The sequence below is a fragment of the Thermoactinomyces daqus genome, assembly GCF_000763315.1.
Lineage (GTDB): Bacteria > Bacillota > Bacilli > Thermoactinomycetales > Thermoactinomycetaceae > Thermoactinomyces_A > Thermoactinomyces_A daqus.
The window spans coordinates 38,001-61,176 of the sequence record NZ_JPST01000035.1 but is presented as its reverse complement, the minus strand read 5'-3'; the positions used below and the strand labels follow the sequence as shown (position 1 = coordinate 61,176).

The following is a 23,176-nucleotide window of genomic DNA, read 5'->3' as shown; positions in this document are numbered from 1 at the left end:
GATAAATTGTTAAGAAAACATACTGGGCAGGCTCGACATTTTTTTCGTTTTCTTCTATTGTAAAAAAAGGTTAACAGAAGGAGAAGCTATTTTTTTGTAGAATAGGAGGATAAGGAAATGAACGAACTTTAATATCTATATATTACCAGTGGCGGGAGCGAAAAAATCGGAAGGACTTTGCCGAATGGTGGCGAATGATAACATTCGTTCCGCGTTTCTGGAAGAGTTTGATCAGGAGTCATACCATGGTCTGGGGTAGAAAGCAGTGGTTTTTATGGGAGGAAGAATCCCTGACGAATTGATTGACCAAGTGAGGCAGCATTTTGATATTGTCGATCTCGTCCAACAATATGTTCAGCTCAAAAAAAGCGGAAGAAATTATTTTGGATTATGTCCGTTTCATTCCGAAAAATCCCCTTCCTTTTCAGTTTCGCCGGACAAGCAGATTTTTTATTGTTTTGGCTGTGGAGCGGGCGGGGATTGCATAAAATTTATTATGGAGATTGAACAGCTCACATTTGCCGAAGCGATCAGGCATTTGGCAGATCAAGCCGGCATTCACATACCGGATACGGACGCCGATCCTGGTGATCCGGAAGAGGATGAACGCCAGCAGATGCGCAAAGCCTTGGACTTGGCAGCGAAGCTTTATCATCACATCTTGGTGGCAACCGAGTATGGAAAAGCAGCAAGACAATATTTGCGCCGGCGAAATGTCTCTCCGGAAGCAATTGCCGAGTTTCAGCTCGGGTATGCACCTCCTTCTTATCAATTTCTTCTTCCATTTCTTAAAAAAAGAGGGTTTCATGAAGAACTGCTCGAAAAAGCAGGGTTAATCACCTCACGGGACAAAGGATCGAAGAAAAGGTATTTTGATCTCTTCCGTGACCGGATCATGTTTCCCATCCACGATTCGCAGGGAAAAGTGATCGCGTTTGGCGGTCGCCTGCTTGGTGATGGACGTCCAAAATACTTAAACAGTCCGGAGTCACCGTTATTTCATAAAAGGAATCATTTATTTAATCTTCATCGTTCACGTTCTCACATGAGAAAAGAAGCGTCTGTCCTTTTGTTTGAAGGGTATATGGATGTCATTACTGCTTGGCAGGCGGGGATTTGCAACACCGTAGCCACCCTGGGGACATCATTGACCGATGCCCATGCGCGCTTGATCAAGCGAAACACCGATACGGTTTATATCTGCTATGACGCGGACAACGCGGGACAGAATGCCGCGGTACGCGGTCTTGATGTGCTGAAAGGGAGTGAAGTGGCCGTCAAGGTGGCGCAGATGCCTGTCGGACTTGATCCCGATGATTACATCAGGCAATTTGGGGGTACAGCCTTTAAAGAGGAAATCTTGGCTGCCTCGTTGTCATTAACTGCGTTTAAACTGGAAAGTCTAAAGAAAAATTATGATCTTAAGGACGAAGACCAGCGGATGAAGTATTTGGCTGAAGCTATTGATGCGATTGCCGAACTGCCGCTGGCCATCGAACAGGATCACTACCTGCGCCGTTTGTCCGAAGAGTTTCAGCTGTCGCTGGAGGCCCTGAAGGAAGAGAGAAGAAAGGCGCGAACGCGAAAAAAGAGAGAGGCCAGAAGGGATAAAGAGGGAACCAAGTGGAATAATGGGTATCGAGAGGTTAGCAAACATTTGCTCGGTAGTGGTGGTCCGGCATCGGTTGCCGAAAAATCCGAGATGTTTCTTATAGCCCATATGATCCGAAGCAAATCTGTTACCGAATGGGTGAAAAATCATTTGGGAGCAGACTTTTATAATGAAATTTACGCAGCGCTGGCTGCTTATCTATATGCTTATTATGACCAAGGAAATCCCGAAAACCCTGGCCGTTTTATAAGTTCTCTCGAGGATGAGAGCCTGTCTTCAAAAGCGAGCGAACTGGCTATGCTCGAGTTACCGGAGGAGATTGCGGAGGATGCGCTTCTGGATTATGTCCGGCATGTGAAAATGGCTCCTCTTCTTAAAGAGATCGAAGAAAAAGAGAAAATGGTTGAACAATTATCGCGTGCTGATGAACCCGTCAAAGCCGCCCAGTTGTCCTTGGAAATTTTGCAGCTCAGAAAGCAGTTGCAAATGCGGATGAAGTAAGCGAGTTCATCAGAAAGGAGGAAGACGAATTTGGCAAAGGAACAAAATGTGGATACCGAGTTGGAATTAACTCTGGACCAAGTGAAAGAGCAACTGGTCGAACTTGGGAAAAAACAAGGGGTTCTCACATATAAGCTGATTATGGAAAAAATGGCTCCATTTGAGCAGGATTCCCAGCATATCGATGAGTTTTTTGAACATCTGAGCGATCAGGGAATTGAAGTGATTAACGAGGACAACGACGATGAGTTTGAAGATGCGGATGATGTCGACGTAGAAGCCGAGGATTATCTGGAAGAGGATTTGACCCCTCCCCCGGGGGTTAAAATCAATGACCCCGTTCGGATGTACCTGAAAGAGATCGGCCGTGTTCCCCTGTTGACGGCGGAAGAAGAAGTGGAGTTGGCCAAACGGATCGAACAGGGGGATGAAGAAGCGAAGAGAAGGCTGGCTGAGGCAAACCTGCGCCTGGTTGTCAGCATCGCCAAACGCTATGTCGGGCGTGGCATGTTGTTCCTGGATTTGATTCAGGAGGGCAATATGGGTTTGATCAAAGCCGTTGAGAAGTTCGATTACCGCAAAGGATACAAATTCAGCACATACGCAACCTGGTGGATTCGCCAGGCGATCACCCGCGCCATTGCCGATCAGGCCAGGACGATTCGGATTCCCGTTCATATGGTGGAAACCATCAATAAATTGATACGTGTTTCCAGGCAGTTGCTTCAGGAGTTGGGACGAGAGCCGTCTCCCGAAGAAATTGCGGAAGAGATGGGGCTCAGCCCGGAAAAAGTGCGTGAGATCATGAAAATCGCCCAAGAGCCTGTTTCTCTGGAAACGCCGATCGGTGAAGAGGACGACTCTCACCTGGGGGATTTCATTCCGGATGACGATGCACAAGCTCCTGCGGATGCTGCAGCTTACGAACTGCTGAAAGAGCAGTTGAAAGAAGTGCTGGACACTCTCTCGGAACGGGAAGAAAACGTCTTGCGCCTGCGTTTCGGGCTGGATGACGGACGTACCCGGACTCTCGAAGAGGTAGGAAAAGTTTTTGGTGTTACACGGGAACGGATTCGCCAGATTGAAGCCAAGGCTTTACGGAAACTGCGCCACCCGAGTCGCAGCAAACGGCTTAAAGATTTCCTTGAATAACTCTTTCCCGCAAACTGGGCACCCACACGGATTGGGTGCTTTTTTGTTTTTTGTTGATTAAATTTTATCCCTTTTCAATCCCCAATGCAAATAAGTTTCGGACAATTTTTGTGAATTTGGCAGGCATCCAACTGACTTTTAAAAATTCTTGAAGTAATAAAACAAGTCAACCTATAATGAAAATGAAAGCGCTGTCATACATCTGGGAGGAGTGGAGTGCGGTGAACTATGAACTGACGAGCGAACAAAAGATGATTCGCAACTTGATGCGTGATTTTGCCGAAGGAGAAGTTGCTCCCGGAGCGGATGAGCGGGATCGGACCAAGCGATTTCCAAAAGAGATATTCGAGAAAATGGGCGAATTGAAGCTGATGGGATTGCCCTTTCCGGAAGAATATGGCGGGGCCGGTGCGGATACGGTCAGCTTTGCGATTGCCGTGGAAGAACTGAGCCGGGTTTGCGCTTCGACTGGGATCACCTATTCCGCCCATATTTCTCTCGGTTGTGCCCCGCTCTACCTGTTTGGCACGGAGGAGCAGAAACAGAAATACCTGGTTCCGTTGTGTGAGGGGAAGACACTGGGGGCATTTGGTCTGACGGAGCCGAATGCCGGTTCGGATGCAGGCGGTACCAAAACACGTGCGGTGAAAGAAGGCAATGAATGGATTATTAACGGTTCCAAATGCTTTATCACCAATGCGAGTTACGCTGATTTCTTGGCCCTGACCGCAGTGACGGGAAACTCGCAAGGCAAAAGGGAAATCACTTCTTTTATCGTTTCAACGGACCAACCGGGATTCCGGGTGATTGATAATTATGAAAAATTGGGGCTTCACAGTTCCAATACCACGGAGCTGGTTCTGGAAAACGTACGGGTTCCCGATGAAAATCGCCTGGGCGAAATCGGCAGAGGGTTTAAACAGTTTTTGATCACGCTCGACGGAGGGCGAATCGGAATCGGGGCGATGGCTGTGGGAATCGCCCAAGGAGCCTATGAACTGGCTCTTCAATATGCCAAAGAACGGACTCAATTTGGCCAATCCATCTCCAAATTTCAGGCAGTTGCCCATAAATTGGCCGATATGCATATGAAAATCGAATTGGCGAGGACTTATGTGTATAAAGCCGCCTGGCTGAAGGATCAGGGGCGCAAATTTACCAAAGAAGCCTCGATGTGCAAACTGTTTGCTTCCGAGACGGCGATGTGGGTGACGACACAGGCGGTGCAGATTCTCGGCGGTTGGGGCTATATGCGCGATTATAAAGTGGAGCGCTTCTTCCGTGATGCCAAATTGACGGAAATCGGGGAAGGGACATCGGAGATACAGCGCAACATCATCGCGCGGGAGATCGGCTGTTAACAGGGAATAGCAAAAAATTTTCACAGAAAAAAGGGGGCGGCGGCGAGTGGCGGAATTGTTGGATCTCACAGTTGGCGGGCTGTTGGCTGAGCAGGTCCACAAATTCGGAGAAGAGGAGGCCGTGGTATATCCGGAAAAAAATCTTCGCTGGACCCACCGCAAGTTCCAAAATCAGGTAAACCGAACAGCCAAAGGGCTGATGAAACTCGGCCTGAAAAAAGGGCATCATCTTTCCATTTGGGCGACCAATCAACCGGAATGGCTGATCACACAATTTGCAACAGCGAAAATCGGCACGGTGATGATTACGGTCAATACGCATTACCGGGTACGTGAACTGGAGTATTTGTTAAGGCAATCAGATACGGAAACATTAATTTTGGAAGAACAGGTGCACGGGACGCGCTTTATCGACATGCTCTACCAGATTTGCCCCGAGCTGATCCACTCGCAACCGGGAAGATTGAAAGCGAAGCGGCTGCCGCATCTGAAAAATGTCATCCTGCTGGGTGACAAACGTTATCCGGGCACTTTCATCTGGCGGGACCTGATCGAGATGGGTGCGGAGCTGGATGATGAAGAACTGATGCGAAGAGAAGCATCGCTGTCCCCCGACGATGTGATCAATATGCAATATACCTCAGGCACAACCGGCTTTCTCAAAGGGGTGATGCTGACCCACCGGAATATCGTGAACAACGCCCGCAATATCGCTGAATGCATGAGGCTGACGCAGGCGGACCGCATGTGCATCCCTGTCCCCTTTTTCCATTGTTTCGGCTGTGTGTTGGGTACCCTTGCCTGTGTCAGTGTTGGCGCAACCATGATTCCTCTCGTTACCTTTGATGCCGGCAAGGTGCTGGAAACGGTGGAAAAAGAGCGATGCACTGCTCTTCACGGTGTTCCGACCATGTTTATCTCCGAATTGAATCACCCGCGCTTTTCCCGGACCGATTTCAGTACGCTTCGGACGGGAATCATGGCCGGGTCCAACTGTCCGATTGAAGTGATGCGGAAAGTGACCGAAGAGATGGGAATCCGGGAATTGACCATCGCCTACGGGCAGACAGAATCTTCTCCGGTGATCACGCAGACGAGAACCGATGATGCGCTGGAGATGCGGGTGACAACTGTTGGGAAGCCGCTGCCCCATGTTGAAGTGAAAGTCGTTGATCCCCAAACGGGCGAGCTGCTCGGAGACGGACAGCAGGGGGAATTATGCACAAGGGGCTATCACGTGATGAAAGGGTATTACAAAATGCCGCGCGAGACAGAAGAGGTGATTGATGAAGAGGGCTGGCTGCATACGGGGGATCTGGCGATACGGACGGAAGAGGGCTACTATCGGATTACCGGACGGCTCAAGGATATGATCATCCGCGGCGGGGAAAATATCTACCCTCGGGAAATTGAGGAATTTTTGTACACGCACCCCAAAGTGCTGGATGTCCAGATCGTTGGCGTCCCCGATGAAAAATACGGAGAGATTCCCGTCGCTTTTGTTCGCAAAAAAGAAGGGACCGATTGTTCGGAAGAGGAGATCCGGCAATTTTGTACCGGCAAGATCGCCAAATACAAAATTCCCGAGCATGTGATTTTTGTCGATTCCTATCCGATGACGGCAAGCGGGAAAATTCAAAAATACAAATTACGGGAGCAGTTTATGATCAACCGTCAGGAAAGTTAGGCTGGCGCAGGCGAAACGGAAGCATGACGGTTACAAACCGATTTCCTTAAACGGAATCGGTTTGTTTTTTTGGAAGAGTCCTGTAAAATTTGGATAGAAAAATCTTAAGGAAATGGAGATCTTTCAGTCATGAAACCATTGCCGCCCATTTTGATGAATTTTCCGCACTCCTTTGAAACGGAAAGGCTTGTGATCCGATGCCCCTTGCCTGGTGACGGAGCGTTGGTATATGAAGCTGCCACCGAGACGTTGGAGTTGCTGAAACCATGGATGGATTGGGCACAGAAACCGCTGGATCAGGTGGAGATGGAAGCGAATATCCGCCAGGCTTACTGCCAGTTTCTCGAGCGGAGCGATCTTCGTTTCCATCTGTTTGAAAAAGGAAGCAATCTCTTTGTCGGCAGCAGCGGATTGCACAGAATCGATTGGAGAATCCGCAAGTTCGAGATTGGATATTGGTGCCGGAAAAAAATGATGGGAAAAGGGTATATCACGGAAGCGGTCCGGGGTTTAACCGTGTTTGCCTTTGAAATATTGAAGGCGAACCGGATTGAAATTCGTTGCGACCAGCGAAATGTGAGGAGTCGCAAAGTGGCTGAACGGCTGGGTTATACATTGGAAGGCGTGCTTCGCAATGACCGGTTGTCGGCTGATCTTCGTTTGCGAAACACCTGCATTTATTCCATGATTCCTGAAGATTTTCACAGCCTTTCATTACGTAAAAGCGACGGCGCAGCACTGTAGATGCTTGCGTCGTTTTGGGCTGCACGATATTCTTGAGTTAGGAAACTATTTCGAAAAAGGGGGAATATTCTGTCATGAGCAAATCGTTCCAACTCCCCGAAGAGTTGCAAACTGATTTTTTCCCGATCTATGACATTGACTATTTGGAATATTACACCGGAAATGCCAAGCAGGCTGCTTACTTTTTCTGCCAAACTTATGGCTTTCGCCCGGTGGCGTACAGTGGCCTGGAAACCGGCAATCGGGAAAAAGTTTCGTATCTGCTTGAACAGGGGAACGTGCGCATCCTGGTCAGCGGATTATATCAGCCGGATCATGAGATTGCGCGGTTTGTGCAAAAACACGGGGATGGAGTAAAGGATATTGCCCTTCGCGTCGAGGATGCTGAAATCGCTTTCTCCGAGGCGATCAAACGGGGAGCGATCGCCATCAGGAAGCCTTATGCCGAACAAGATGAACATGGAATCGTGAAGAAAGCGGTGATCGGAACATATGGGGACACGGTGCATACCCTGGTTGAGCGAAAAAACTACAACGGGCTGTTCGCACCGGGATTCGTGCCGGGAGAACTCAACCTGCCCGTTCGTTCCGTCGGCATTATCGGCGTCGATCATGTGGTCGGCAACGTGGAGAAGATGGAAGAATGGGTTTCGTATTATGAAAAGGTGATGGGCTTTAAACAATTGATCCATTTTGATGATGAAGATATCAGCACTGAATATTCGGCGCTCATGTCAAAAGTCATGCAAAATGGCACAGGCCGGATCAAGTTTCCGATCAACGAGCCGGCAGAGGGGAAACGAAAATCTCAGATCCAGGAGTTTCTGGACTTTTATCACGGTGCAGGAGTTCAGCATATTGCTCTCATCACCGAGGATATTGTCGCCACCGTGGAATCGCTAAAAGAAAATGGGGTCGAATTCCTTTACACACCGGATACGTATTATGAAACACTGCTTGACCGGGTGGGCGAAATTGATGAAAGCATCGAAGATTTAAAACGTCTGCACATTTTGGTGGACCGGGATGATGAAGGTTACTTGCTCCAGATCTTCACCAAACCGATCGTGGATCGGCCGACGCTGTTCTTCGAGATTATCCAGCGCAAAGGCGCGCGTGGCTTCGGTGATGGAAACTTTAAGGCTTTGTTTGAAGCGATCGAACGCGAACAGGCTCGCCGGGGAAACTTGTAAGACAGGTGAATCAGCGAAGCGGTTTTTTCGTCTGTCATATTTTTTGGGAGAATCGGTCATCCTAAACGGGAATTGACTTTGGATTCGAGGTGACGGACAGATGAAATGCCGCTTTTTTTCTATCGGCGTTTGTTTGGTGTTGATATTCCCACTCCTGTTTGGCATGAGAGGGAAGATGTTTGCTGCCCCTGCGGCGGAAGGACAACGGCCGCAATACCGGATTGATGCGACGTATGTACCGCAAAAGGATGAAGTAAAGGCGCATATGGAGCTGATCCTGCCCGCACAGGGAACAAGAGCACAGACGGAAGCCTTTTTTCACCTTTATCCCAATGTGTTTCGCGACTGGAAATACGGTCGGGAAGCAAAACCGCAAAAACCGGGTTACATCGATATTTCCAATGTGCGCGTCGACGGCAAACCGGTAAAGGAAAAAATCAGCGGGATTATCATGCGGATTCCTTTGCCGACACCGCTGACGAAGGGAAAGAGTGCGCGGATCGAAATGGATTTTCTTTTGAATCTGCCCCGCGGAGGAACAAGGTTAAATACCTTTAAACAGACTGCTTTTCTGGCGCAGTGGTATCCGATGCTGTCGGTCAGGGATCAGGACGGTTGGCATACAGAGCCGTATACAACCGTCGGCGATCCTTTTTACACGCAAATGTCCGACTTTGAAGTCACGTTTCGTTTACCGCAAGGATATCAGGTGATCTCCACCGGGAATAATGCAGATGGGAGGGTTCGTTCCCCCATTACGGTAAAACAGGAGCGCGTACGCGATTTTGCGGCGGTTTTGACCAAAGATTACCGGGTGACGCGCGGGAAAATGGGAAACATCCAGGTGAATTTATGGTACCTCAAAGGGATGGAAAATGTGGTGAAACCGCTGCATGAGGCGGCTGTTTCGGGGATGAAATTTTACGGAGAGCGGTTTGGCCCCTATCCCTATGATGAGGTCGACATCGTTCTCGGGGAGACGGGGTTTGGCATTGCCGGCATGGAGTATCCCGGTCTGGTGACATCGATTCCGACAGTGCCGGCAGAGTCGGGACAGGTGCCGGCTGTCAATGTGGTCGTGCATGAGTTGGCCCACCAATGGTGGTATGGCGTTGTCGGCAACAACCAGGTAAAAGAACCCTGGCTGGACGAAGGATTGACCACTTTTTCGGAATTCCTCTACATGCAAAAGAAAATGAAAGAGGATGAGCGGGGACTGTTAAAAAAAGCTGCCAAACGGACGGATGAAATTCACCGCGTCGTCGGGGTAACCTCGGTGGAGAGATTATATGACTATCCTGACGCCGTCTACGGCATGATGGTTTATATTCGTCCGGCGGCGATGATGTTTCAGCTGATGGACGAGATCGGCGAGAAAAAGGTGATGGATATTCTGCACACCTATTATGAACGATATCGTTTTAAAGTGGCGACCACCCGGGATTTTATCCGTGTTGCCAACGAGGTGGCCGGAAAAGATCTCACTCCCTTTTTCGATGAATGGCTGTATTTCAAGCATAAATAAGCGTCCGATGTTCAATCGCGGGGAAACTCGCAGCGACCTTTGCGACAGACCCGTCGGACTCTTGTTTTTCGGGCCGGAATCATTTCCGGCTTTTTTTAAATCCAGGCGTAAACTTGGTCGATCAGATCCGGATCGATCGATACGTTGCCGGCTCCGCTTACATTGACGCCTCCGTCTCCGATCGTTGACGCACCGCCAAGGGTTTTTGATCTGTTCTCAGGAGCGAGTTGAAGGGAGTTGCCCACCTGAATCCGGGCGGTGGTAAACATATTGCTGATTTTGCAGTTGAAAATATTGTTGACGGACATCTTCATCCCTCCTTCGGATGCCATTTTATTCAGCGGCGGGCGAAGATGTTATAATAAGAGGGCCGAGAACAGGAGGAGAGAGCTTTAGCCATGGTGGAATCATCATCTTACATACCAGGATGGCAAATATCCAAACGACTTCAGACCCTGGCCGAGTTTGTTCCCGACCGGATCCGCGTGGCGGACATTGGCGGCGACCACGCTTTTCTGTTGCTCCATCTGGCGAAACAAAAGCGGCTGAAAAAGGGCATCGTCGGGGAAATCAACCGGGGACCCTTTGAAAATGCCAAAAATCGTGTTCGGCTTATGGGGTATGAGGAAGTGATCGAGGTTCGTCTCGGAGACGGCCTGTCGGTCCTGGAGGAAGGGGAAGTGGATGCGGTCGTGATTGCCGGCATGGGCGGTTCACTCATCGCGAACATTCTCGAAGAGGGAAAAGAAAAGCTGACCCGTGTCCGTCGTTTGATCTTGCAACCGAATATCGGGGCGTACCGGGTTCGGGAGTGGCTGCGGCAAAACCACTTCCGCATTGTCGCCGAGACGATTGTGGAAGAGGCCGGAATTTTGTATGAGATCATCGTCGCCGAACCGGGGGAAGAGGATGCTTATGGCAGGAGCGGTCTGCCTTCTTCCCTGCTGCTGGAGATCGGACCGGTATTGTGGAGAGAAAAGCATCCGTTGTTGCAGCGGAAGGTTGCAGAAGAGCTTGCAGCCAAAGAAAAGGTGTATCAGCAGTTGGCAAAAGGAAAGTCGGAGGAAGCAGTCATCCGCAGGAAAAAACTCGCGGACGAACTGGAACAATGGAGGAAGGTGTTCACATGTCTATCCGGGGAGTCGAATTGATCAAAGCGATGAATCATTATGCACCACCGAGCCTGGCCGTGGATAACGACCGGATCGGGCTGCAGGTGGGTGATCCGGAAGCAGAGGTCAAAGGAGTGCTGGTTACGCTCGATGTAAATGAAGAGGTTGTCGATGAAGCGATTCAGAGAAATGCGAATTGGATCATCGCCCATCATGCCGTCATCTTCCATCCCCTTAAAGCCGTACGCACGGATCAACCCGCCGGACGAATGTTTGCCAAATTGCTTAAACATGACATCAATGTTTATGTGGCCCATACGAATCTGGATGCCGCCGACGAAGGGGTAAATGTTGTTTTGGCAGAAAAGTTGGGCCTTCAGCATCTTCGCGTGCTCATTTCCTACCGTGAGGAAAAACTGAAAAAGCTGGTTGTCACCGTTCCGGTTTCCCATCATGAACAGGTGCTCGACGCCGTGTGTGCGGCCGGCGCCGGATGGATCGGCAAATACAGCCATTGCACGTTTAATGTGGAAGGAACCGGTACATTCATGCCCCGCGAAGGAACTTCCCCCTTTATCGGGCAACAGGGTGAGTTGGAAAAAGTGCAAGAAATTCGCCTGGAGACGATTTTGCCGGATCATCTGCAGGAACAAGTGATTCAGGCCATGCTGGCTGCCCATCCCTATGAGGAGGTTGCCTACGATCTCTATCCATTGGAACTGAAAGGGAAAAAGCTGGGATTCGGGCGAATCGGCCAACTGCCGGAACAAACAACACTGCTTGATTTTGCGCGGACGGTGAAACAGTCCTATCAACTGGACGGTTTAAAAGCGGTGGGTGAGTGGTCCAATCCTGTCCGTCGGGTGGCGATTCTCGGCGGTTCAGGGGGACGGTATATTCACGAAGCGAAACAGGCGGGCGCCGATGTGTACATCACGGGAGACATCGATTATCACACAGCACAGGAGGCAGAGGCCATCGGGCTGAATCTGCTGGATGTCGGCCATCATGTTGAGCATCATGTTGTCGACCGGGTCCGCCATATCCTGCAACGGCAACTGGGCGAGGCCGTTTCGGTTTTTGCTTCCCGCGTCAACACCAATCCCTTCCGCTTTATCGGGGGATAGAATTTCCACTGATTACCAGTTGCGCTTGATTTCTCGCTTTGTTAAAATATGTAGATGCACAGGAGAAAAGTAAACAAGGCAATCGCCGGTGGTGTACCGCAAGGTCCCACGGGAGGAAAGTCCGAGCTCCACAGGGCAGGGTGCCGGCTAACGGCCGGTGGGGGCGACCCTAAGGCTAGTGCCACAGAAATGTAGACCGCCGATGGAGGCTGTTTGCCTCACAGGCAAGGATGCAACGGTGCGGTAAGAGCGCACCAGCAGCATGGAGACATGCTGGCTAGGTAAACCCCACCCGGAGCAAGACCTGATAGGAGATCAGCACATGATGTGCAACTGTGGCCCGCAGTGATCTCGGGTTGGTCGCATGAGTCGTGCAGCAATGTACGACCTAGACAGATGATTGCCACTCCAATGGGTGGAAGACGAGCAAGCCGTCGACCGGACCACCCGGAGAACAGAACTCGGCTTATTGTTTGCTTTTCTCATCGCTTGTTCGGAGCAAAAAGACGCTTGTGCGTCATCCGTGACTGCTGGCATTGGCTGAATGTCGGCAGTCTTTTTTTATGTCCGGATTTCGCATAGATTGGGGCGAAAGAAGCAAAACTAACCCTAAATATGTTAAAAAAGGTTGAAGTGAGATGAATCCGGATTTTACTTCGTATGATGCGTATATTGAGAGATATAAAATGTTTTATAACGAAGAAGGGGACAATCGCCCGCCGATCATGGACGAGCCTGAATTCAACAAAACCTTTCGTTTGCTCGCGGAAAGCTATGATACTTACCAAAACTTGATTGAGATGGGACATATGGATCAGGCTGCCACCTATTATGCCAATGTGATCAACACTCTTGAAAACCGCCTGGCCATTGCCGATGCCTCCGACAATTTTCGCAGGCAGGTGATCGATCGGGAAGAAATGTAGACCATGCGCGATTTGCCATGGTCTGTTTTTTATGGCCCGGATGGGAATGAGAGGTGCGATCATGTTCGCCGAAAGATTTTTGATGATTGGTAAAACCCGCGATATGGCGGTCGGCTCGGGAGTGTGTGTCGGAGTTGATGGGGATTTCTGGCGTGCATGGGATATCAAAAAAGGCCGTTGACGAAGAAAGGTCAACAGCCTTGTTTCCCAGAGATTGCGCATCCAATATGCGATAGAGTTGATAAATTTCCTGAATCAGCCGTTTCTTTGCCATCAAGGAGACCGATTTGTCAAAAATGAGGTTTTGCGTCATCTGTTCCAGTGTTTGCAAAGCGGATTGGTCCTGTTTCAGCAGGACACAGTTTAACAGGTGGTCGGCCTGGCGGGCGAGCAATGGTTGGTCTGTCGATTCGACCATTGTTTGATAAAGATCAAATGCGGTCAAATGAGTTTTGATCGCTTGGTAAACCCGGTACCGGCGACCGGGATCATAGATCAAGATTTCGCCGATTAACCCCCGGGATGTGGACATCACCGTCCAATGCTTATCCCGTTCTTCAAAATCGGCATTTTGAACCACGAATCCTTTTGTCTGCAAGTGGTCAAAACCGGCGTAGGCCCAGTCTGCCTGATCTTTTTCCTTTACGGACAGGCGCAGGGAGAGAAGGGCGGTTCGCTTTCCTTTCAGGTAGGGAGTAAGATGAACCGTCTCTTTGACCCATTTTTCAGACGGGGTGGCATTCAGCGGTTTTTTCCAAACGAGGCAGTCATCAATCCACAGCTGTTTTTGGATGGAGATCGGCTTGCCGGAGGCCGGATAAGTGCTCATATGCCAAAAGGTGAGTTCATATGAAGGCGAAGGTGGAAGATAGATCCGCTGAACCCACTGTACATTGTTCTCGTTCCGGTTTTTCATGCCGGCGGGAACGAAGAGATTGGCATATCCCATTCCTGAGGGAGCAATATTCTCATTGTCTTCTGCCGTAAATTCCTTTTGCAACAGATACGTGACCACACCTTGAATTTGTCTCAGTTTCAGGCGGTGAAGCGCCAGTTTTAAAGCCCCCTCCACATAATAAACGGACGGACTAGCAGGGGTGGCTGACAACTTGCTTGTATAGAGCATGAGAATAAACGGCAATCCAACCTTCCGGGTTCGTGCCTGCATCGTGTCAATCTGGTCAACCAGGCGGTCGATTTTTTGCGTGTTGCGAAACTGGTCGTCGCGAAAGCTCATTACCACACCGTCAAAGTAAGGGCGGTAGGCTTTCAGCAAGCCATCGGTGATATACGGATAGTAGATTTGCGGCAGAAACTGAAAAGAGGGATTTTCCTTTTTTCCCGCATCTTTGATCGCTTTGAGGACGGCCGGTGTGAAAAAAGAAAGATTTTCGCTGAAATCGTCCATCACAATTCCCTGCAAATTGGGATAACGCAGCGATAAACGGGCGACTGCACGCGCCCAGGCCACGTAATCTTTCCCGTACGGTTCCGGTGAGTGAATGGCCGTTTCGGAAGGAGGGACAAGATAGACCCAGACACGGATTCCCGCTTTTTGCGCTGCAGGAAGAAATTCATTGCGCAAATCGTCCCAGTCGGAAGGTTGATGCCAAACTAAGTAAAAATACGTGTTCACCTTTAAATCTTTGAGATGATGGATCATTTGCGGGGTGTCCACGTGGAAGAGCCCGTCCGCCCGCGGTTTTTTCTCCCTGATTTCAGCCCCGTAATCGCCGTATAACGGTTTTTGCCATAGCGTCCCGGCGGCCGGGTTGCCTGTGGAGTCCGGAAGCAAGGATTGCCCCAACAGCACAAACAGCATCAGTGAAGCAAAAAATGCTTTCATCGCATCGGGCTCCTCAAATGCTTTTAAGGATAGTTTGAAAAACGATCCGCAGAAATATGTAAAGGGACTGGTTAAAAAGAGGGTTATAAAAAGGATGAAAAGAGCAGAACTTATAAAAAGGCCAGACCATAAGGGGGATGAAAATGCACTTATTGAAAGAATTAACCGAAGCGAGAGCCGTTTCCGGGTACGAGCACGAAGTTCGTGCCATCATGGAACGCGAAATGAAAAAGCATCATGTTCATATCATGACAGACGGCCTTGGCGGGATATTTGCCGAGATTCAGGGAACCAGCAGCAAACCCCGCATCATGGTGGCAGCCCATCTGGATGAGGTTGGCTTTATGGTTTCTGAAATTACCAAATCGGGCTACCTTCGCTTTACGCCGTTGGGAGGCTGGTGGAGCCAGGTGCTGCTTTCGCAACGCGTGCAAATCATGACTGAAAATCGCGTGTTTACAGGCGTGATCGGCTCCAAACCACCGCACGTTTTAACAGCGGAAGAGCGCAATAGGGTGTATCCGATGAAAGAAATGTTTATTGACGTCGGTGCCCACAGCGATGAGCAGGTAAAGGAGTGGGGCATCCGGGTCGGTGATCCCGTTGTGCCGCTCTGCCCGTTTGAGATCATGCCTGACAATGATACGATTTTGGCCAAAGCGCTGGATAACCGGACCGGCTGCTGGCTGGCTCTGCAAATGGTGGAACGGCTGAAAATGGAGTCACATCCCAATACCGTGATTGCCGGGGCAACCGTTCAGGAGGAAGTGGGACTCAGAGGAGCGACGACGGCTCCGCGCCTGGTGAAACCGGATCTGGCTTTTGCCGTTGATGTGGGAATTGCCGAAGACCAACCGGGAGTGGAAACAGAAAATAAACCGAAAATGGGGAAAGGCCCGCTGATCACCTTTTTGGATGCGACAATGGTTCCCAATATTCGTCTGCGCAATTATGTCGTCGAAGTGGCCGAGAAAAACAATATTCCTTATCAGATTGAGATCATGACAGGAGGCGGAACCGATGCCGGCCAGTTCCACCTGTATGGAAAAGGAACGCCTTCGCTGGTGATTGGAGTTGCGGCAAGGTATATTCACAGCCATGTCTCCATGGTAAGCAAAACCGATCTGGAAAATGCAGCCCGCCTCCTGCATGAAGCGGTGAAAGGGCTTGACGAGCAGAAAGTGGCAGAAATCACGCAGTATCTATAGGGCGGTTTCTTATAACCGTCCTGATTCCTTTGTCAGGACAGGGGAGTTCCGGAAACAACGTTCTCATATTCTCGCAGGATTCGTGCATCTTTTGCTCAAGGTTAAAGTATGATATTCTTAAAGTGTTTGCACGTAAAGGGAAAAACGGGGTTATACAATGGAACAAACGCTATTCATAATGCTGCAGGAGTATGGGTATATAGCCATCTTTCTTTTCCTGGTACTGGGAATTGTGGGAATCCCTTTACCGGATGAGATCTTAATGACCTTTCTCGGGTATTTGACATCGATCGGAAAATTAAATCTGTATATGACTTATTTGAGCGCTTTGATCGGTTCGGCGTCCGGGATCACGATCAGCTACCTGCTGGGCCGGCAATTGGGTTACCCGTTCTTGAAAAAGTACGGACGCAAAATCTTTATTACCCGTCGCCGTCTGCGCATTACTCAGGTTCTTTTTCGCAAGTACGGAAACTGGCTTTTGTTTGCCGGGTATTTCATTCCCGGGGTTCGTCATGTAACTGCTTATCTTGCCGGGATATCGCGCCTTTCATTTTCCCGTTTTTCGCTGTTTGCCTACGCGGGAGCAGTCATCTGGTGCGCCACTTTTATCGGATTGGGACATGTCCTTGGCTCCAATTGGGAGACAGGATTTGAGGTGATGCACAAATATGGTGCCCGTATTCTTCTTGTAGCGTTGCTCGTCATCCTGATTTTTCTGGGGTGGTTTCTGTGGAACCAGAGCCAGAACAGCAACGGATTGGATACCAAATAGACCGGGCGATCGCAGTTTGCCATCATCGCACAAGAGGTGATGGTTTTTTATCATGGGAAGAGGAGCTGGAAGAATTGCCGAGAGTGAAGATTGAACTGGCAGATCAATCTTATGAATTCGAGGTTTATGACGGGGCCAATTTATTGTTGGAGGCGGCCTCCAGGTCGATTCCTCTGCCGTTCCAATGCACGACGGGACGCTGTGGAACCTGCAGGGTCCATGTGCAGGAGGGAATGGAGAATCTAAGCGATTATACCGATTCAGAGCTTTATCGGCTGGGGGATGAAGAGCTGGTTCAAGGAGGCCGGTTAGCCTGTCAATTGTTTGTTTACGGGGACGTTCGAATCTCAGTCAATTCGGAAAAGAGTGAATGAGTTTGATTAAGCGAATTCATTTGGGCAGCGAAGAGCAGGTCAGACAAATTTTACAGGTGCAGCAGGCGGCATACCGGGTGGAGGCCAAAATGATCGGCTGTGAAGAGTTACCGCCGTTAAAGGATACAAAAGATTCAATCAAGCAATCAGGGGAAACGTTCCTCGGGTTTTTTGCAGGAGAGGAATTGGCCGGTTTTTTGGCTTTTAAGCGGACGGGTGATTTTATCCGCATTTGCCGTCTCGCCGTTTCCCCCTCCCATTTTCGCCGCGGGGTGGCGTCTGCGTTGTTAAAAAAAGTATTGCAGGAAGACGGGGTGAAGGAGTGGGGAGTGACGACAGGGAAAGCCAATCTGCCGGCGATCCGCTGTTATGAGAAACACGGGTTTGTCCGGGTGGCCGAACGATTGACCCCGGAGGGGATTGTATTGATATATCTTAGAAAACAATTGACGAAAAGTGAAAAAAAGGGATAGAATAAAAACGATACATTTAGTATTTTGGTTAATTTCATATTCATATGGCCACTAGGGGTGCATATTGTGCTGAGAGGAACGGAAGGGGTTCCAACCCTTTGAACTTGAACTGGTTAATACCAGCGAAAGGAAGTGGGGAAATTCGTGTATTCGTTGTTTTTTGGATAAATACCGGTATCCCCATGCGGATGCCGGTTTTTTTGTTAAAAGAGGAGATGGATGATGGAATTGCACGTGATTTCGGACCGGACGCAATCGCCGGCTGATCTGGTCAGGATATGGCCGTCTCTTTGTCCGTGGGTGGATGCTTTTCATCTGCGGCTGAAGGACCGGTCCGCCGACAGCGTTCGGGCGATAGCGAATCATTTGTTGCAGCAAACGGATCTCCCGCCCTCTTCCATTGTAATCAACACCCATATTGATGTTGCCCTTCAGTTAAACTGTGGCGGTGTTCACCTGCCTGAAAAGGAAGAGATTTCTCCGCGTACTTTATGCAGGTTGCAACGGGTGATGCGGGTGGGGCGTTCCGTTCACTCTCTGGAAGGGGCGAAACGGGCTGAAACAGAGGGATTGGATTATATCTTCGTCGGGCATATCTTTACGAGCAACTCCAAGCCTGGACTTCCTCCGCTTGGCACAGAGCACCTTGAGGAGATCGTCAGCCGGGTGAACATTCCGGTGATCGCGGTTGGCGGGATCGGGATGGACAACCTTTCCCGGATCAGAAAGGCCGGTTGTGCCGGGGTTGCTGTCATTACCGCAGTTTCGCAAGCACCAGCCCCGGAGAAAGTGGCAGAAGAGATGAAAAGAAGGTGGAATTTTGCATCGTGACGTTTTGGTAATCGGCGGTGGGGTGATCGGTTGTTCAATCGCTTACCATCTGGCTAAAAAAGGATGTACGGTAACCGTGCTGGAGCGCGACAGGATTGGTGCACAGGCATCGTCTGCGGCTGCCGGGATGCTTGGGGCCCAGGCGGAAATGGATCGCCCCGGACCGATGGTTGATGCCGGATTGAAGAGCCGGGCGATGTTTCTACGGTTGGCTGAAGCCTTGCTGGATGAAACCGGATTGGATATCGAATTAAACAGGACCGGTTTATTGAAATTAGCCTTTGATGAAGCGGAAGCCGAAAGGTTGAAGAAACGGGGCGAGTGGCAGCGGCAAGCCGGGCAGACAGCCAGATGGCTCTCTGTAACAGAATGTTTTGAATTGGAGTCCGGTCTGAGTGATCGGATTGTCGGCGCGCTGCATCTTCCCGATGATTACCAGGTATCGGCCCCGAGGCTGACACAGGCGTTTGCCAGAGCGGCTGGCCGTCTTGGCGTCAAGTTTGCCGAAGGGTGCCGTGTCGATTCATTTCAGAGGGAAGGAAGGCGTGTGATCGGCGTTTCGACCAGTCTCGGACTCCAAAGTGCCGATGTGGTGATTCTGGCGACAGGGGCATGGACCGAATGGGTGGCCAAAGGGATGGATATTTCCCTACCCATGGTTCCGGTGAAAGGTGAGTCCCTTGCACTGCAATCTCCGCACCTGGTTTTGAAACACACCCTGTTTGGCGAAGAAGGTTATCTGGTGCCGAAAGCCAACGGGGAAATCATTGTCGGGGCGACGGAAAAAAAAGGGAGATTCGATTGCCAGGTGCAGGCGGAAGCGATCCGTTCACTCCTCGAATGGGCCCTCAAGGCCGTTCCTGCTTTGGAACATGCCAATCTCACGCGGTTCTGGTCCGGCATTCGTCCGGGAAGTTACGACGGTCTGCCCTATATCGGGCGATGGGAGGAATACGATAACCTGTATATCGCCAGTGGTCACTACCGCAATGGAATTTTGCTCAGCCCGCTCACCGGAGAATGGATGGCGCGGATGGTTTTCGGTGAAACAGCGGAAGAGTGGTTGCCGTTTTCACCGATGCGTCTGTTGAAGACGGACGAAGGGGGGAGAAGATGAAAACCATTCAATTAAATGGCCAGCCCTATGAAGTGGAAAAACATATCGATACAATTGGCGACCTGCTAGAGCACTTTCATCTGGGAGAGCGGATTGTGATTGTGGAACATAACCGTCGGGTCTTGTCCAAAGAGGATCACAAGGCAACTCCGCTCAGGGCAGGCGACGTAGTCGAGATCGTTCATTTTGTCGGAGGAGGTTAATAGCATGCTGAAAATCGGGAGATATCAATTTCAATCCCGTTTGTTTTTGGGAACCGGAAAATTTTCTTCACTCGAAGTACAACGAGAGGCGGTGGAAGCCTCTGAAGCAGATGTATTGACGTTTGCCATCCGCCGCCTGGATGTTTTTAATCCGGATCAGCCCAACTTTTTGGAGAAACTCGATCTGAAGCGTTTTACCCTTTTACCCAACACGGCCGGGGCGACGACAGCGGAAGAGGCTGTGCGGATCGCCCGTCTCGCCAAAGCTTCCAACCTGTGTGACATGATTAAGGTCGAGGTGATTGCTGATCCGAAAACGTTGCTTCCCGACCCGATCGCCACACTGGAAGCTACCCGCATCCTGGTCGAAGAGGGGTTCACCGTTTTGCCGTATACTTCCGATGACCCGGTGATCGCCCGCAAATTGTGGGAAGCGGGTGCCCATGCCATTATGCCGGGAGGTGCGCCCATCGGTTCGGGACAAGGTTTGCTCAACCCGATGTACCTCCGTTATATTATTGAAGAATCGCCTGTTCCGGTGATTATCGATGCGGGGATCGGTTCTCCGGCTGATGTTGTGCAGGCGATGGAATTGGGAGCGGATGGTGTGCTGCTGAATACCGCCGTCTCGCAAGCGGATGACCCGGTGAAAATGGCCGAAGCGATGAAATGGGCGGTAAAAGCAGGAAGATTGGGCTTTGAAGCTGGGCGGATTCCCAAACGGACGACAGCCAGTGCCAGCAGTCCGCAAACCGGCTTGGTAAAATAACAAAAATCCCCTTAAGGGTAAAGGACATCCTTAAGGGGATTTTTTATTCAGATGCGGAATTGTCGGGAGACCGGATCGGGCTTGGCCGCTTTTGTTTTTTTGGTGCGATAGCGGGAAATATTGAGCAGAATTCCCAGCGAGGTCAGTTTGAGGATCAGGGCGGTTCCTCCGTAACTGATCAGCGGCAGGGGAACACCGGTCACCGGAAGCAGCGCCGTCACCACTCCCAGGTTGAAGATCGCTTCAATGGCAATCGAACTGACGATTCCGATTCCCAGCAGCGTCCCGTATGAGTTGGGAGCCTGCAATGAGATCAATACTCCCCGCACAATGAGAAAAATAAACAAAGTGATCAAAAAAGCGCCACCAACAAAGCCCAGTTCTTCTGATATGATGGAGAAGATAAAATCTGTATGCGCCTCGGGCAGGTAGGCCAGTTTTTGAATGCTTTTCCCCAGGCCGACGCCGGTCAGCCCTCCCGGTCCGATCGCGATAAGGGACTGGATGATTTGATATCCGTCCCCGGTGGGATCGCTTAAAGGGTTCAGCATGGTTTTGATCCGGTCTACCCGGTAACTTCCCGAGAGCATCACCAGGATCAAAACGGGAACACCGGACAAAAAGAGATACATGAGATGCTTGAACCTGGCACCGGCGCAAAAAATGATGATCAGACTGGTCAGGATAATGATCATCGTCGCACTGAAATGAGGTTCGATGACAAGCAGAGCGGAAACAAAGCCGATGATGATCAGGGGCGGCAGCAACCCGCGACGGAATTTATCGAGATGGGGCTGTTTTTTCACCATGATCGAAGCTGTGTAAATGATCATTCCCAGCTTGACCAATTCCGAAGGTTGAAAGGAAAGAAAACCAAATCCAAGCCAGCGTTTGGCGCCGTTGTGCACTTGTCCGACCAGGGGAACCAAGAGCAACAGGATGACGCTCACGGCCAATATCCAGCCTACATGTTTCCGATAAGTTTCATATGGTATATTGGAAACGACGAAAAAAAGGATCAGACCCACCAAGCCGTTGGCAAGTTGCTTTTTAAAAAAATAATAGGAATCATGGATATGCGGGTCGGTATAACCTTTAAAATAACTGGCGCTAAATACCATAACCAGACCAAAACCGAGCAAGATAAAGGTAACCAAAATTAACCAAAAATCAGGTTTGCCACGTTTCATCGTGAAAATCTCCTTCTGCGAAATGTTTTTCAATTCCGTTCATGATGGCAGGATGGAAACCGAAGCGAAAAGGAGAATCAATTGTATGTTAAAGAAAATGCAACGAATTAAGCAAATCGATCCATTTATTATTCTGACGCTGTTCGTACTTGCTGCTATCAGCATTGTTGCCATATCCAGTGCGACTTACACGAGCGATCCTTCATTTGTGCAAAAACAGATGCTCTGGTATTCAATCGGCTTTCTATGTATGATCGGGGTTCTCCTCTTTGATTATAAAATTTTGCTTCAGGGTCGGTTTTTGTACATTCTTTATGGGTTTGGCATATTGTTGTTGCTCATCGTCATGATTCCCGGTGTCGGAATAAAAGTAAACGGTGCACAGCAGTGGATCGGAATCGGAAGTTTAACCTTTCAACCGTCTGAGTTGATGAAGCTGATCTTTATTCTGATCTTAGCAAAAATCCTTTCCGTGAAAAAAGGAGCACCTTGGTCCGATCTCAAGACATTGGGAAAAATAATCGCTTTTTTTGCCATCCCATTCCTGATTATCGTTTTACAGCCGGATTTGGGAACAGCCATGATTCTGATGGCGATTACGGCGAGCATGTTGCTTGTCGGGGGACTCAACTGGAAATGGTTTGCCGGGGGAATCGCCGTTGTGGCCATAGCGGCCGGCACTGTTATAATTCTCTATACCACGCATTCGCCCCTGCTCCATCTCATTTTGCAGCCGCACCAAATTCAACGGATTCAAATTTTCCTCGATCCGGCGTCCGATCCCACCGGGGCCGGCTATCAGTCGACACAGGCCAAAATCGCGATCGGATCGGGAATGCTGAAAGGGAAAGGATTTCATCACGGGACGCAGGCGCAGGGAAATTGGATTCCCGAACCGTACAATGACTTTATTTTTGCTGTGATCGGGGAAGAGTTTGGCTTTATCGGAGCCAGTGTGCTTATGTGTGCCTATCTCTTTTTGCTTTACCGCCTGATCCAAATTGCGATGAGGGCCTCGCATCCGTTTGGCGTTTACCTCACCTCCGGGATTGTCGGCATGTTTGTCTTCCAGATATACCAAAACATCGGGATGACGCTGGGGTTAATGCCGATTACTGGCATTCCGCTGCCATTTATCAGTTACGGAGGAACCTCGCTCGTCACCCAGATGATGGCCATCGGCTTTGCGCTCAATGTCGGCATGCGTTCGCGCAATGAACTGATGTTTGACACGTTTGTTGCTTAAAGTGGTGCAACCCCCTTGCCGGAATGCGGCATCCGGCCAAGGGGGGTTTTTTATAAAAAAAAGGGTGGTAAATAAAACCATTGATTGAGGAGAATGTCATAATTATCATTAATAATAGGAAAAGAAGTCAAAAATTTTTTGACCAAATTCGATCATCTCTTCACAGAAGCGTTGATTTTGAAGGAAGTACATGTCATGAAATGA

22 protein-coding genes, 1 other RNA gene and 1 riboswitch are annotated in these 23,176 nt (G+C 49.8%); of the genes, 20 read left to right on the top strand and 3 right to left on the bottom strand.

The genetic code is table 11. The features are described 5' to 3' along the window. The first annotated feature begins 274 nt into the window (after positions 1-274). The 7 genes from dnaG to JG50_RS0113925 all read left to right on the top strand — a co-directional run bounded on the left by dnaG (position 275) and on the right by JG50_RS0113925 (position 9,775). Complete coding sequence (dnaG, locus tag JG50_RS0113955; RefSeq protein ID WP_033101816.1) at positions 275-2,113, top strand: DNA primase; 1,839 nt, start codon at positions 275-277, stop codon at positions 2,111-2,113. Positions 2,114-2,143: 30 nt separating this feature from the next. Beyond that, the gene (gene rpoD / locus JG50_RS0113950; RefSeq protein WP_033101718.1) at positions 2,144-3,265 is read left to right on the top strand and encodes an RNA polymerase sigma factor RpoD; all 1,122 of its coding nucleotides are present in this window, start codon (positions 2,144-2,146) and stop codon (positions 3,263-3,265) included. A 221-nt stretch (positions 3,266-3,486) separates the two neighbouring features. Beyond that, positions 3,487-4,626, top strand: a complete 1,140-nt coding sequence (locus JG50_RS0113945) for an acyl-CoA dehydrogenase (RefSeq protein WP_033101717.1) — start codon at positions 3,487-3,489, stop codon at positions 4,624-4,626. A 55-nt stretch (positions 4,627-4,681) separates the two neighbouring features. Next, positions 4,682-6,313 (top strand): AMP-binding protein, encoded by a 1,632-nt coding sequence (locus JG50_RS0113940; protein ID WP_033101815.1) that lies wholly within the window; start codon positions 4,682-4,684, stop codon positions 6,311-6,313. Positions 6,314-6,451: 138 nt separating this feature from the next. Beyond that, the gene (locus JG50_RS0113935) at positions 6,452-7,057 is read left to right on the top strand and encodes a GNAT family N-acetyltransferase (protein ID WP_052154361.1); all 606 of its coding nucleotides are present in this window, start codon (positions 6,452-6,454) and stop codon (positions 7,055-7,057) included. A gap of 74 nt (positions 7,058-7,131) precedes the next feature. Beyond that, positions 7,132-8,250 (top strand): 4-hydroxyphenylpyruvate dioxygenase, encoded by a 1,119-nt coding sequence (gene hppD / locus JG50_RS0113930; protein WP_052154346.1) that lies wholly within the window; start codon positions 7,132-7,134, stop codon positions 8,248-8,250. Between the two features lie 175 nt (positions 8,251-8,425). Continuing rightward, entirely contained in the window at positions 8,426-9,775 is a 1,350-nt protein-coding gene (locus tag JG50_RS0113925) for a M1 family metallopeptidase (RefSeq protein WP_160173885.1), read from the top strand. Between the two features lie 95 nt (positions 9,776-9,870). Here the strand turns inward: JG50_RS0113925 and JG50_RS0113920 are convergent, their stop codons facing one another. Beyond that, positions 9,871-10,083, bottom strand: coding sequence for a spore germination protein (locus JG50_RS0113920; RefSeq protein WP_033101715.1), 213 nt, complete (start codon positions 10,081-10,083; stop codon positions 9,871-9,873). Between the two features lie 90 nt (positions 10,084-10,173). On the opposite strand from JG50_RS0113920, the gene JG50_RS0113915 reads away from it, so the two are divergent. From JG50_RS0113915 to JG50_RS19755, 4 genes are all read left to right on the top strand, one after another. Beyond that, entirely contained in the window at positions 10,174-10,926 is a 753-nt protein-coding gene (locus JG50_RS0113915; protein ID WP_052154345.1) for a tRNA (adenine(22)-N(1))-methyltransferase, read from the top strand. Further along, positions 10,902-12,014, top strand: a complete 1,113-nt coding sequence (locus tag JG50_RS0113910) for a Nif3-like dinuclear metal center hexameric protein (RefSeq protein WP_033101714.1) — start codon at positions 10,902-10,904, stop codon at positions 12,012-12,014. The genes JG50_RS0113915 and JG50_RS0113910 overlap by 25 nt, the downstream gene beginning before the upstream one ends. Positions 12,015-12,080: 66 nt before the next feature. Next, positions 12,081-12,498, top strand: an RNA gene (gene rnpB / locus JG50_RS18995) — RNase P RNA component class A. Positions 12,499-12,652: 154 nt separating this feature from the next. Then, on the top strand, positions 12,653-12,940 hold the full coding sequence (locus tag JG50_RS19755) for a hypothetical protein (RefSeq protein ID WP_152568590.1): 288 nt from the start codon (positions 12,653-12,655) through the stop codon (positions 12,938-12,940). Here the strand turns inward: JG50_RS19755 and JG50_RS0113900 are convergent. Then, the gene (locus tag JG50_RS0113900) at positions 12,858-14,786 is read right to left on the bottom strand and encodes a hypothetical protein (protein ID WP_033101712.1); all 1,929 of its coding nucleotides are present in this window, start codon (positions 14,784-14,786) and stop codon (positions 12,858-12,860) included. The two genes, JG50_RS19755 and JG50_RS0113900, sit on opposite strands and share 83 nt — an antisense overlap. Before the next feature lie 143 nt (positions 14,787-14,929). Between JG50_RS0113900 and JG50_RS0113895 the strand changes: the two genes are divergently transcribed. From JG50_RS0113895 to JG50_RS0113860, 8 genes are all read left to right on the top strand, one after another. Continuing rightward, positions 14,930-15,994, top strand: coding sequence for a M42 family metallopeptidase (locus JG50_RS0113895; protein WP_033101711.1), 1,065 nt, complete (start codon positions 14,930-14,932; stop codon positions 15,992-15,994). Between the two features lie 157 nt (positions 15,995-16,151). Beyond that, positions 16,152-16,769, top strand: coding sequence for a DedA family protein (locus tag JG50_RS0113890; RefSeq protein ID WP_033101710.1), 618 nt, complete (start codon positions 16,152-16,154; stop codon positions 16,767-16,769). Next, complete coding sequence (locus JG50_RS19445) at positions 16,727-17,143, top strand: 2Fe-2S iron-sulfur cluster-binding protein (RefSeq protein WP_160173884.1); 417 nt, start codon at positions 16,727-16,729, stop codon at positions 17,141-17,143. Before JG50_RS0113890 ends, JG50_RS19445 begins: the two co-directional genes overlap by 43 nt. After that, positions 17,140-17,616: a GNAT family N-acetyltransferase gene (locus JG50_RS0113880; RefSeq protein ID WP_232330937.1), complete on the top strand. Its 477-nt coding sequence runs from the start codon at positions 17,140-17,142 to the stop codon at positions 17,614-17,616. Before JG50_RS19445 ends, JG50_RS0113880 begins: the two co-directional genes overlap by 4 nt. A 43-nt stretch (positions 17,617-17,659) precedes the next feature. Next, a riboswitch (TPP riboswitch) is annotated at positions 17,660-17,764 on the top strand. Positions 17,765-17,838: 74 nt separating this feature from the next. Then, positions 17,839-18,447 carry a thiamine phosphate synthase gene (locus tag JG50_RS0113875; RefSeq protein ID WP_052154344.1) on the top strand — a complete coding sequence of 203 codons (609 nt, stop codon included), beginning with the start codon at positions 17,839-17,841 and terminating at the stop codon, positions 18,445-18,447. Further along, positions 18,437-19,564: a glycine oxidase ThiO gene (gene thiO / locus JG50_RS0113870; RefSeq protein WP_033101707.1), complete on the top strand. Its 1,128-nt coding sequence runs from the start codon at positions 18,437-18,439 to the stop codon at positions 19,562-19,564. The genes JG50_RS0113875 and thiO overlap by 11 nt, the downstream gene beginning before the upstream one ends. Further along, the gene (gene thiS, locus JG50_RS0113865) at positions 19,561-19,767 is read left to right on the top strand and encodes a sulfur carrier protein ThiS (RefSeq protein WP_033101706.1); all 207 of its coding nucleotides are present in this window, start codon (positions 19,561-19,563) and stop codon (positions 19,765-19,767) included. The genes thiO and thiS overlap by 4 nt, the downstream gene beginning before the upstream one ends. Before the next feature lie 4 nt (positions 19,768-19,771). Beyond that, positions 19,772-20,536 (top strand): thiazole synthase, encoded by a 765-nt coding sequence (locus tag JG50_RS0113860; RefSeq protein WP_033101705.1) that lies wholly within the window; start codon positions 19,772-19,774, stop codon positions 20,534-20,536. Positions 20,537-20,583: 47 nt separating this feature from the next. Here the strand turns inward: JG50_RS0113860 and ftsW are convergent, their stop codons facing one another. Beyond that, the gene (ftsW, locus tag JG50_RS0113855; RefSeq protein WP_052154343.1) at positions 20,584-21,726 is read right to left on the bottom strand and encodes a putative lipid II flippase FtsW; all 1,143 of its coding nucleotides are present in this window, start codon (positions 21,724-21,726) and stop codon (positions 20,584-20,586) included. Between the two features lie 85 nt (positions 21,727-21,811). Between ftsW and rodA the strand changes: the two genes are divergently transcribed. Beyond that, on the top strand, positions 21,812-22,972 hold the full coding sequence (gene rodA / locus JG50_RS0113850; protein ID WP_052154342.1) for a rod shape-determining protein RodA: 1,161 nt from the start codon (positions 21,812-21,814) through the stop codon (positions 22,970-22,972). Positions 22,973-23,176 lie beyond the last annotated feature (204 nt).